This is a genomic window from Streptomyces sp. NPDC027189 (assembly GCF_055566975.1).
The window spans coordinates 69,598-80,604 of sequence record NZ_JBVHRI010000026.1 but is presented as its reverse complement, the minus strand read 5'-3'; the positions used below and the strand labels follow the sequence as shown (position 1 = coordinate 80,604).

Here is an 11,007-nt window from a genome sequence, read left to right as displayed (position 1 = left end):
GGCGTCACTCCTGCCGCTTGCTGACCACGACGAACGCCGGGCGCAGCTGCCTGCCGTTCGCGCCGTAGCCCGGACTCACCACCTGGGCCACCGTGTTCGGCTCGGCGTCGGGGTCGTCGACCACGCCGACGACCTCGTGCCGGGTCGGGTCGAAGGGCACCCCGGTCTCCTCGTAGCGGGGGTATCCGAGGCCGCGCAGCACCTCGACGGCCTGGTCCCGTACGGCCTCGATGCCCTTCAGCACGGCGGTGGGATCGGAGTCGGCGTGGGCCAGAGCCCGTTCGAGGTTGTCGAGGACGGGCAGCCAGGCCGCCGCCGTACGGGCGCGCTCTTCAACGCGTACGCGCTCCAGTTCCTTCGCATGGCGCTTGCGCAGGTTGTCCAGGTCGGCGAGCGCCCTGCGCCAGCGGTCCCGGAGTTCGTCGAGGGCCGCGGCCTGGTCGTCCGCCTCCGGCTGCCGCGTGGCCGCGGTGTTCTCGACCGGCTGCTGCGCGGTCGGGTCCTCGACCGGCTGCGCTTGCTCCGGGGGCGTCATCGGCTCCTGTCCGGTGGCCATGACCGCACCTCAGCTCTTGTCGAATTCCGCGTCGATGACGTCGTCGTCGGCAGCCGCGGTGCTGCTCGCGGTGTCCTCCGTCCCGGCCTGTGCCTGAGCGGTCGCGCCCGCTTGGTGGGCGGCGAGCGCGGCCAGCATCTGCTGCAGCTCGGAGGTGAGCGGCCTGGCCCTGTCAGGCGGCGCCTCCTGCTTGACCGCCTCGCGGGCGTCGGCCACGAGCATGTCCGCGCGGGCCCGCTCGTGCGAGGGAACGGCGTCGCCGAGCTCGCTCAGCCGGCGTTCGACCTGGTAGGCCACGGCGTCGAGCTCATTGCGGGCGTCCACGGCCTCGCGCAGCGCCTGGTCCTCGCCGCGGTGGCGTTCGGCCTCCTGGATCATCCGCTCGACCTCGCCCTGGTCGAGGTTGGAGCCCTCGCTGATGGTGATGGACTGCTCCTTGCCGGTGTCCTTGTCCCGTGCGGTGACGTTCAGGATTCCGTTGGCGTCGATGTCGAAGGTGACCTCGACCTGCGGCTCACCGCGCGATGCCGGGCGGATGTCCTTCAGCTGGAACCTGCCCAGGACCCGGTTGTCGGCGGCCAGTTCCCGCTCGCCCTGCAGGACGACGACGTCCACGGCCTCCTGGTTGTCCTCCGCGGTGGAGAAGGTCTCCGAGCGGCGGACCGGGATCGTGGTGTTGCGTTCGATGATCTTCGTCATCACGCCGCCGCGGGTCTCCACACCCAGCGACAGCGGTGTCACGTCGAGCAGCAGGACGTCCTTGACCTCGCCCTTGAGGACACCCGCCTGGATCGCGGCGCCCAGCGCCACGACCTCGTCCGGGTTGACACTCATGTTCGGGTCCTTGCCACCGGTCAGCCGGCGGACCAGGCTCTGCACGGCGGGTATACGGGTGGAGCCGCCCACCAGGATGACCTCGTCGATGTCGCTCTCACTGATCTTGGCGTCGGACATCGCCTGCTTGACCGGCTCCAGGGTCCGTTCCACCAGATCGGCGGTGATCTGGTCGAACTTGGACCGCATGATCGTCTCGGTCAGGTGCTTGGGACCGGAGGCGTCCGCGGTGATGAACGGCAGACTGACCTGCGTCTGCGTGACCGAACTCAGCTCGGTCTTGGCCTTCTCCGCGGCTTCGAACAGCCGCTGCAGCGCCTGCGGGTCCTTGCGCAGATCGATCCCGTTCTCCTTCTGGAAGGTGTCGGCCAGCAGGTCGACGAGCCGACGGTCGAAGTCGTCGCCGCCGAGGTGGCTGTCACCCGCGGTCGACCGCACTTCCACGACTCCGTCGCCGACGTCCAGAATGCTCACGTCGAAGGTGCCGCCCCCGAGGTCGAAGACCAGCACCGTCTCGTGCTGCTTCTTGTCCATGCCGTACGCCAGTGCCGCCGCCGTCGGCTCGTTGATGATCCGGAGCACCTCGAGCCCCGCGATACGGCCGGCGTCCTTGGTTGCCTGGCGCTGGGCGTCGTTGAAGTACGCCGGCACGGTGATGACGGCCTCGGTGACCCGCTCGCCGAGCTGCTTGCCCGCGTCGTCGGCCAGCTTGCGCAGCACCTGAGCGCTGATCTCCTCGGGCGCGTACAGCTTGTCGCGCACCTTGAAGCGGGCGACGCCGCCCTCGCCCTCGACGACGTCGTACGCCACCGCCTTGGCCTCGTCCGACACCTCGTCGTAATGACGGCCGATGAACCGTTTGGCTGAGTAGATGGTGCCCTTGGGATTGAGGATCGCCTGGCGCCTGGCCAGCTGACCCACCAGACGTTCGCCCCCTTCGGCGAAGGCGACGATGGAGGGTGTCGTACGCGAGCCTTCGGCATTCGGTACGACGGTCGCTTCACCGCCCTCCCACACGGCGATCACGGAGTTGGTGGTGCCCAGATCGATTCCGACTGCCTTGGCCATGAGGAACTCCTTCGCCTGCCACCCAGGCATCCACCCGCACCCGGTGTTGGCGGCTGTGTTCAGGTGAGGGGGCCGTGTTGTCGGCGCACTCCGGCAGTGCCTTCGGCGCTCGCGCTGTCGGCGCGCTGAGAGGCCCGATGCGAACTCGGATTCGAGGTTCGTCGTTCCTGTCCCTGCCAGACTGGTACAGGACCAAGGGGGGACGCCTGCTCCCGACGGGGCCAAATTCCGCCCCCGGATTCCACCCGCCAGAGCAGGGGAACGGACGTACGTCCTGCGGGGAGCGCGGAGGTCACTCCGCCCGTGGTGCGCCGCCCGACCGGAAAACAGCCCCCACCCCCGCTCTCGTCCGTGCCGGGTGACGAGGGCCGGCCCTCGGCGCGTCGGCGGGCCGGCCGCGCGGCCCTCTCACCAGCGTCGCAGGCGTGCGGCCGCGGTGCCTGGCCCCGGCGGATCGATTTACCGGCCCGCCGCTCGTCCGGCGGGCACAAGCCACCCGTACCCGAAATGACTTAAATCCCAACAACACGGGCCGTTGCGACCGCCCGGCTCACTCCCCATCCCGCGCGCATACCCCAGGGAGGTCCCCTCACCGTCCCGCGCCTGCCCCAGGCCGTCCCTCCGTCCTCCCGCGCACAGGAAGCGGCGCGATGGGGCGAAAGTTACTATTGCGGCATGCCCGGCACGGCCGACGACACCCCCGGTGCGGCCCACGAGATCGGGGGACCCGGCGGGCCCTGCGGCATGGTCCCGACCACCGATCCGGCGTCCTGGGACCGCTGGCAGTCGGCCCGTCTGTACGACGTGTTCGGGCTGGCCGTGACCATGCTGGACGGCCGTCCGGCCGAAGAGATCCTGCACCTGGCCATGGGCGCGGTACCACGCCTCACCGGCTGTCGGCCCGAGGGCGGCTACCTGCTGAGGGACGGACGCTTCGAGCTCGGAGCGGCTCCACCGGCCGAGCTCGTCGGTGGACACACTCCGCGCGACATGTCCGAAACCCCCGACCAGCTGACCGCACTGCACGGGCAGGACGGCGAAATCAGCTTCTGGGAGGGCGGCTGGGGATGGGCGGTGGGCCTGCGTTGTGCCGGCGCCCTGGTCGGCTACCTCGTCGTGAGCGCGCGAACACCGCCGTCCGACGATGCGCGCTTCCTCGCGTACGCCCTCGCCCAGCCGACCGGCGCAGCCCTCTTCAACGCCGACGCCCGGCGCCGCGACCGCGAGTACGCCAGGCAACTGTTCCGGGCGATCGAGGAGCGCGAAGCGGCCAACGCACGTCTCACCGCGCTCGTGGCGGAGCTGGAGGGCCAGCGCAACGTGCATGAAGTCCTCGCCCGGTCGAGTCTCGCCGACGAGGGGGAGGACGGCATCGCCCGCGCCGTGTACGAACTGACCGGCTTCCCCACCTGCGTCGAGGACCGCTTCGGGAACCTTCTCGCCTGGGCGGGCCCCGGCCTTGCCGATGCCGGCGACAAGCCCGGTCCATCGGTGCGCGAGCGGGTTCTGCAGGACGCGATGCGCGCACTGGCCCCGGTCCGGCACGGTGGCCGCCTCGTCGGACTGGCCCGCCACCACGGCGAGGTGCTGGGCACGATCGCACTTGTCGATCCCACCGCCACGGCGGGGCGGGCGGAGGAGTTCACTCTGGGGCAGGCCTGCACGGCACTGGCGCTGGAACTGGCGCACCGGCGCAGCCTGGCCGAGACGGAACTGCGCATGCGCCGGGAACTGGTGGACGACCTGCTCACCGGCGCGGACGAGGTCGGAGCCTATGCCAGGGCGGGAGCCGTCGGGCACGACCTGCACGGGCCGCAGTACGTGGTGGCCGCGCGGTGGCAGGGGAGGGCCGCCGACGACCGGTTCATCGCAGCGGTGGCCCATGCGGCCCAGAAAGTGGGCCTGCGCTCGCTGATCGGTCGACGCTCCGAGATGGCGGTCCTCGTCGTCCAGGGGGAGCCGCGGGAAGCGGGGCTGTACGAGGCCGCCGCCGAGGAACTGGGCTCTTCGCAGGGGGCGGTGGGGATCGGCGGCCGGTGCGAGGCCACGGCCGACATTCCCCGCTCCTTCGACATGGCCGTCCGCTCGCTCGGCGTCCGCCGGCAGTCGGAGCAACCGTACGGCACCACCGTGTACGAGGAGCTGGGGCTCTACCGCATCCTCGCGCGGGGCAACGACTCCAAGGACGTCGACATCTTCGTCCGCGAGTGGCTGGGCCCGCTGCTGAACTACGACGAGGCCCACGGTACGGATCTGGTGCGCACCCTTGCCCAGTACTTCGACCATGGCGGCAACTACGACGAGACGGCCCACGCCCTCGCCGTCCACCGCAGCACGCTGCGCTACCGGTTGCAACGCATCCGGGAGGTCAGCGGCCGGCGCCTGGACGACGTGGACACTCGCTTTCACCTCCAAGTGGCCACCCGGATCTGGAAAGTGAGCGGCCTCGCGCTGTAAGGCGAGCTGAGCGGTACGGCGGGCTCAGTCGTAAGGCGAGCCCAGCCATACGGCGAGCTTCGAGGCGAGCCCTACCGACGCGTCGCCGGACAGCAGAACCGGGCGAGAGTCCGAACCCGCCCCGCGGCAACCTGTCGATTCGGCCGGTGACCGTTCGTTGAGGTACTGAGACGTCGGCGTCGGGCCGGCGCGGGACGAGGGCTGCGATGAGGATGAACGAGGTGCGGACGCTGCTCGGCGGACGGGGACTGGTCGAGTCGCCGCGCTGGCACGGTGACCGGTTGTACTTCTCCGACTGGTCGGCCGGCGAGGTCGTCGCCCTCGATCCGGCCGGCCGCAGCGAGGTGGTCGCACGCGTGGCATCGCTGCCGCTGTGCACCGCCTGGCTCCCCGACGGGCGGATGGTGATCGTCTCGTCGCCGGACGGGCAACTGCTGCGCCGGGAATCCGACGGTTCGCTGGTCACCTGTGCGGACCTGGGCAGGCCGGGCTGGAACGACATCGTGATCGACGGCCGCGGCAACACCTACGTCAATCGCGCCGACTTCAACCCGATGGCGGGGGAGGCCTTCAAGCCCGGCTCGGTCTCGTTGGTCGCGCCGGACGGCTCGGTGCGCCAAGTGGCCGACGACATCGCGTTCCCCAACGGGATGGCGGTGACGCCCGACAACTCCACGCTGATCGTGGCGGACTCGTACCGGCACAACCTGGTGGCCTTCGACATCGGCGCGGACGGCCGGCTGTCCGGCCGGCGGGTCTGGGCCGACCTAGGCGAGGGCACCCCGGACGGCATTTGCGTCGACGCGCAGAACGCCGTCTGGTACGCCGATGTGCCGGGCCGGTGCTGTGTGCGCGTCGCGGAGGGCGGCGCGGTGCTGGACAGGGTCGACCTGGACCGGGGCGGCTTCGCCTGCGCACTGGGCGGCCCCGACGGAACGACCCTGTTCATCGTGGCCGCCGGATGGCAGGGGATGACGGCGTCCGAGCTGGTGGCACCCGGCTCCGGGCAGGTGCTCGCCACCGAGGTCGAGGTACCGGGGGCCGGCTGGCCGTGAGGCCGGCGATCACCCCGCCGAGGGGCCTGCGGGCGGGCGTACGTCCAGGACGATCGCGGTACCGGCCATGGTTCGGTCCTCGTGCATGGTGATCCGGCGGCCCGGCTGAAGATGCAGCCACCAGAAGGGAACGAGGGGTACCAGTCGCACCCGGCACCGTCCACCGGGCTCGAGGAAGGGCACCTCCTCGAGCCGCAGCGCCGCGATGTTCAGCGACCGTTCACCGGTAGCCGTTCTGTGTCCGATGTCCCACATCGGCATGCCCTTGACGTTCTGGGAGACCCTCGGCGACGCCGCCGAACAGCTGCTGGACCGCCACCAGCGGTGTCATCACCAACTCCAGCAGCCAGGCGGCCCACGGCGGCTCGTACAAGGCCTGGCTGGACGGTTACGGCTCCACGCACACCGACACGCTGTCCCAGTCGGTGACGGTCCCGTCCGGCTGCAAGGCCACCCTCACCTTCTACCTGCACATCGACAGCGCGGAAACCACCACCAGCACCCAGTACGACAAGCTGACGGTGACCGCCGGTTCGACCACCCTGGCGACCTACTCCAACCTCAACAAGGCCACCGGGTACACCCAGAAGTCCTTCGACCTGTCCTCCTTCGCAGGTTCCACCGTCACGCTGAAGTTCAGCGGCGTCGAGGACTCCTCCCTCCAGACCAGCTTCGTCGTGGACGACACGGCTCTGACGACGAGCTGATCGGCACCACCTGACATCTGCGCGCCCGGCCGCGACGTGACTCATCCGTGAGGACGAGCCGCGTCGCGGCCCCGTACCGCTCACAGGCGTGGCCGGTCACAGGCGTGGCCGGTCGATCAGCCGGGAGAGCACGATGACGCTTTCGGTGCGCTCGACGGGGGCGGTGGCCCGGACGTGCTGGATGGCCTGTTCCAGATGGGTGATGTCCCTGGCCAGCATGTGCAGGACCGCGTCCGCGGCACCGGAGACCGTACAGGCCTCGACGACCTCCGGGATGTCCTCCAGTGCCTGGCGCAGTTCACCGGGAGTGGGGTTGCCCCGGCAGTAGACCTCGACGAATGCCTCGGTGCGCCAGGCCAGCGTCTGCGGGTCGACGATGGCCGTGAAGCCACGGATCGCGCCGGTCGCGACCAATCGGTCGAGACGGCGCTTGGCGGCCGGCGCGGAGAGTCCGGCCGCGTTGCCGATCTCGGCGTAGGTGGACCGGGCGTTGCGCAGTACACAGCGGATGATCTCCTCGTCGATCGAGTCCACGAGCGGCCTCCGGGCGTCAGGGGGAGTGGCGAGCACGCAAAGATTCTCCAGAGCATGCTGAATATTGCAATGGATCGCCTGTGACCGGCAGGTTATGGCGATTGTTTGCGTCGACCCGGCGGTCATAGTCTCCGGTCGTCCTGACGTCGACCTGCGGGGAGCGGAATCGCCATGACAGCGATCCTGAGCGATGTGGAAGCGGCCGCGCTGGCAGCAGTGGACGAAGTGAGCCTGGCCCGGGTGCTGCTGTAACTGCTCGCCGTTCCGAGCGTGACGGGCAGCGCCGCGGAGTCCGAGCTGCAGCACATCCTGGCCCGGCACCTGCGACGGCTGGATCTCGACGTCGACCTGTGGTCCATGAACGTGCCCGAGTTGCGCGCGCATCCCGACTTTCCGGGCTGTGAGGCCCCGCGCGAGGAGGCGTGGGGGCTGGTGGGCAGCACGGGCAACGGCGGAGATGGCCCGACCCTCATACTCCAGGGCCACGTCGACGTCGTACCGCCCGGTGACCGCGCGCAGTGGGCGGGGGATCCGTTCGTCGCCCGCTGCGCCGGAGATGTGGTCCGAGCCCGCGGCGCCTGCGACATGAAGGCCGGAGTGGCGGCCGTGCTCGCCGCCCTGGCTGCGATCCGCGCCGCGGGGGCCGAGCTGCGCGGCCGTGTCGCGGCCCACTTCGTGGTCAGCGAGGAGGACGGCGGGCTCGGCGCGTTCGGCACACTCCAGCGCGGCCACATCGGTGACGCCTGCGTCATCACCGAACCGACCAGCGCCACGCTCGTGACCGCGAACGCCGGGGCGCTGACCTTCCGGATCGAGGTGCCCGGCAAGGCCACCCACGGCAGCACGCGTTATGCGGGAGTCAGCGCACTCGACGCCTATCTGCCGATACATCGCGCACTGGGCCGTCTTGAGATCGGCCGCAACGCCGACCCGCACCCCCTGATGGCCGAATACCCCATCCCCTACCCGCTGTCCGTGGGCACGGTCCGCTCGGGCGACTGGGCCAGCAGCGTCCCCGACCTGCTCGTGGTCGAAGGAAGACTGGGTGTCCGGCTGGGTGAGGACCCGGCACAGGCGCGTACGGAACTGGAGACGTGCGTCGCCGAAGCCTGCGCGGACGATGCGTGGCTGCGCGTCCACCCCGCCATGGTGACCTGGTCCGGCGGCCAGTTCGCCAGCGGACGTCTGCCGGCCGGGCACCCGCTCGCGGCGTTGGTCGGTGGCGCGCACGCCGAGGTCACCGGAGGTCACCGCCCGCACGAACACGGCGCGCCCTACGGCAGCGACCTGCGGCTGTACAGCGCGGCGGGCGTACCCACCGTGCAGTACGGACCCGGCGACGTGCGACTGGCGCACGGGCCGCGGGAGCAGGTACACCTCGCCGAAGTCGTGATCGTCACCCGTACGTTGGTGCTCGCCGCACTGCGCACGGTCGGCACCAAATAGCAGGTGCCGCGGGCGAGCCGGGACTACTCGAACCGTGCGGGATCGCCGGCCCCCAGACGTACGACCTCGGGTTCTGGGCCGGAGAAGTCGACGACCGTCGTCGGCTCGGTGCCGCAGTCACCGGAGTCGATCACCGCGTCCACCGCGTGATCGAGCTGCTCCTTGATCTCCCAGCCCTGGGTGAGAGGTTTGTCCTCGTGGGGCAGGAGAAGGGTGCTCGACAACAGCGGTTCGCCGAGTTCGGCGAGGAGCGCCTGGGCGACGACATGATCGGGGATCCTCACCCCGACCGTCTTCTTCTTCGGATGCAGCAGCCTGCGGGGCGCCTCCTTCGTCGCCGGGAGGATGAAGGTGTAGCTGCCGGGGGTCGCCGCCTTGACCGTACGGAACACCGCGTTGTCGACACGTACGAAGTGGCCCAGCTGCGCGAAGTCCTGGCACATCAGGGTGAAGTGGTGCCGCTCGTCGAGCTGGCGGATCGAGCGGATGCGGTCGAGCCCCTCGCGGTTGCCCAGCGCGCACCCGAGCGCGAAGCAGGAGTCCGTCGGATAGACGATGAGCCCTCCGGAGCGAACGATGTCGACCACCTGGCCGATGATGCGCCGCTGCGGGTTTTCCGGGTGCACGTCGAAGTACTTGGCCATGCGCCGAGCTTAGATCCGCGGCGCGGCCGTCCGGCCGACCGGCACTCGCCTCGCACATCTTCACCGCTCACGGCTATAGGAACCTTGAGGTCCTCTCGCTACCCTCCGCCGCATGATTTCCACGGTGGTCTGGGGTACCGGCAATGTCGGCCGCGCGGCCATCCGCGCCGTCGAGGCCCATCCTGCGCTGAAACTCGCGGCCGTGCTCGTGCACAACCCCGACAAGGTCGGCCGCGACGCCGGTGACCTGGCCGGGCTCGACCACGGACTGGGGGTCGCGGCGACCGACGACATCGAGGCCGTGCTGGCCACCGGACCGCAGGCCGTCGTGTACGCGGCCTCCGGCGACATCCGGCCCGACGAGGCCCTCGCCGACATCGGCAGGGCGATCCTGGCCGGTGCCGTGGTCGTCACCCCCGCGCTCTACCCGCTCTACGACCAGCGCAATGCCCCGCCGGAGTTCCGGGATCCGGTGCTGGCCGCCATTGAGGACGGCGGCGGGTCCCTGTTCGTCTCGGGTGTCGACCCCGGCTGGGGCAACGACGTACTGCCCCTGCTGATCAGCGGACTCGGCACCGAGGTGGACGCGATCCGCTGCCAGGAGATCTTCGACTACTCCACGTACGAGCAGGAGGAATCCGTTCGGTATCTGGTCGGCATGGGCCAGCCGATGGACTACGAACCGCTGATGCTCGTGGCGTCGGTCCCCACCATGGTGTGGGGCGGGCAGATACGGCTGATGGCCAGGGCCTTGGGCGTCGAAATCGACGAGATCCGCGAGACCGTGGAGCGGCGCCCGCTGGAGACCACGGTGAGCACGCTCACGATGGGCGGGTTCGAGGCCGGAACCCAAGGTGCGGTCCGGTTCGAGGTGCAGGGGATCGTCGGAGGCGAACCCCGGATCGTCATCGAGCACGTCACCCGCATCCACCCGTCCTGCGCACCGGACTGGCCGACACCGCCGGACGGCGACGGAGCCCATCGCGTGATCATCGAGGGCCGTCCGCGCATCCAGGTCACCGTGGAGGCCATCGACGAAGGCGAGAACCGCTCCGCGGGCGGGAACGCCACCGCGGTCGGCCGACTGGTGGGCGCCATCGACTGGCTCGTGGACGCGGAACCCGGACTCTATGACGCGCTCGACGTCCCGCTGCGTCCCGCAGTCGGCAGACTCGGAAGGAAGTGACCCACCATGCACATCGACATCCCCGAGGGCCAGGAGCCGATCGGGTACGTGTGGGGCGAGATGGTCCCCGGAATCGGCATGGCGGCCGCGAACTTCTCGCTCTCGGTGTACGAGCACACAACCCTGGGACTGCACGAATTCGAGGCCGCACGGCTGCGCATCGCGCAGATCAACGGGTGCCTGTTCTGCCTCGACTGGCGCACGGAGCGGGACGGGCAGAAGGTCGAGGAGGAGTTCGCCGACGCGGTGACCCAGTGGCGTACCACCGACGCCTTCGACGACCGCACCCGGCTGGCCGCGGAGTACGCCGAGCGGTACGCACTGGATCACCACGGTCTGGACGACGAGTTCTGGACTCGCATGACCGCGCATTACAGCCAGCGCGAGATCGTGGAGCTGAGCATGAGCATCGGCTCCTGGCTGGCGTTCGGCCGGCTCAACCATGTGCTGGGCCTGGACACCGTGTGCGTGCTGCCCACCCACTGAGCGGGCCCGGGCGGTTGAGAGGATCAGGCACGGA

At 70.0% G+C, this 11,007-nt stretch carries 11 protein-coding genes and 1 pseudogene; 6 read left to right on the top strand and 6 right to left on the bottom strand.

Features of this window, described 5'->3' with window-relative positions; translation table 11 throughout:
* Positions 1-4: 4 nt before the first annotated feature.
* Positions 5-556, bottom strand: coding sequence for a nucleotide exchange factor GrpE (locus tag ACZ4RZ_RS40265; RefSeq protein ID WP_467752337.1), 552 nt, complete (start codon positions 554-556; stop codon positions 5-7).
* A gap of 9 nt (positions 557-565) precedes the next feature.
* Positions 566-2,458 (bottom strand): molecular chaperone DnaK, encoded by a 1,893-nt coding sequence (gene dnaK, locus ACZ4RZ_RS40260; protein WP_467752335.1) that lies wholly within the window; start codon positions 2,456-2,458, stop codon positions 566-568.
* Between the two features lie 675 nt (positions 2,459-3,133).
* On the opposite strand from dnaK, the gene ACZ4RZ_RS40255 reads away from it, so the two are divergent.
* Both ACZ4RZ_RS40255 and ACZ4RZ_RS40250 read left to right on the top strand, forming a co-directional pair.
* Complete coding sequence (locus tag ACZ4RZ_RS40255; protein WP_467752333.1) at positions 3,134-4,915, top strand: PucR family transcriptional regulator; 1,782 nt, start codon at positions 3,134-3,136, stop codon at positions 4,913-4,915.
* A 206-nt stretch (positions 4,916-5,121) separates the two neighbouring features.
* Complete coding sequence (locus tag ACZ4RZ_RS40250) at positions 5,122-5,970, top strand: SMP-30/gluconolactonase/LRE family protein (RefSeq protein ID WP_467752331.1); 849 nt, start codon at positions 5,122-5,124, stop codon at positions 5,968-5,970.
* Positions 5,971-5,979: 9 nt separating this feature from the next.
* Here ACZ4RZ_RS40250 and ACZ4RZ_RS40245 read toward each other — a convergent pair whose 3' ends face one another.
* Together ACZ4RZ_RS40245 and ACZ4RZ_RS40240 are read right to left on the bottom strand one after the other, a co-directional pair.
* Entirely contained in the window at positions 5,980-6,120 is a 141-nt protein-coding gene (locus ACZ4RZ_RS40245; protein ID WP_467752329.1) for a hypothetical protein, read from the bottom strand.
* A gap of 70 nt (positions 6,121-6,190) precedes the next feature.
* Positions 6,191-6,343 carry a hypothetical protein gene (locus ACZ4RZ_RS40240; RefSeq protein ID WP_467752327.1) on the bottom strand — a complete coding sequence of 51 codons (153 nt, stop codon included), beginning with the start codon at positions 6,341-6,343 and terminating at the stop codon, positions 6,191-6,193.
* Here ACZ4RZ_RS40240 and ACZ4RZ_RS40235 point away from each other — a divergent pair.
* Positions 6,270-6,677, top strand: a pseudogene (locus tag ACZ4RZ_RS40235) (M4 family metallopeptidase); the annotation flags it as partial. The gene ACZ4RZ_RS40240 and the pseudogene ACZ4RZ_RS40235 sit on opposite strands and share 74 nt — an antisense overlap.
* A 96-nt stretch (positions 6,678-6,773) precedes the next feature.
* On the opposite strand, the gene ACZ4RZ_RS40230 reads toward ACZ4RZ_RS40235, so the two are convergent.
* Entirely contained in the window at positions 6,774-7,247 is a 474-nt protein-coding gene (locus ACZ4RZ_RS40230) for an Lrp/AsnC family transcriptional regulator (protein WP_467752326.1), read from the bottom strand.
* A gap of 216 nt (positions 7,248-7,463) precedes the next feature.
* On the opposite strand from ACZ4RZ_RS40230, the gene ACZ4RZ_RS40225 reads away from it, so the two are divergent.
* On the top strand, positions 7,464-8,657 hold the full coding sequence (locus ACZ4RZ_RS40225) for an ArgE/DapE family deacylase (protein WP_467752423.1): 1,194 nt from the start codon (positions 7,464-7,466) through the stop codon (positions 8,655-8,657).
* Between the two features lie 23 nt (positions 8,658-8,680).
* Here ACZ4RZ_RS40225 and ACZ4RZ_RS40220 read toward each other — a convergent pair whose 3' ends face one another.
* Entirely contained in the window at positions 8,681-9,301 is a 621-nt protein-coding gene (locus ACZ4RZ_RS40220; protein WP_467752324.1) for an L-threonylcarbamoyladenylate synthase, read from the bottom strand.
* A 112-nt stretch (positions 9,302-9,413) separates the two neighbouring features.
* On the opposite strand from ACZ4RZ_RS40220, the gene ACZ4RZ_RS40215 reads away from it, so the two are divergent.
* Both ACZ4RZ_RS40215 and ACZ4RZ_RS40210 read left to right on the top strand, forming a co-directional pair.
* The gene (locus tag ACZ4RZ_RS40215) at positions 9,414-10,487 is read left to right on the top strand and encodes an NAD(P)H-dependent amine dehydrogenase family protein (protein ID WP_467752322.1); all 1,074 of its coding nucleotides are present in this window, start codon (positions 9,414-9,416) and stop codon (positions 10,485-10,487) included.
* A 6-nt stretch (positions 10,488-10,493) separates the two neighbouring features.
* On the top strand, positions 10,494-10,973 hold the full coding sequence (locus ACZ4RZ_RS40210; RefSeq protein WP_467752321.1) for a carboxymuconolactone decarboxylase family protein: 480 nt from the start codon (positions 10,494-10,496) through the stop codon (positions 10,971-10,973).
* Positions 10,974-11,007: the final 34 nt, after the last annotated feature.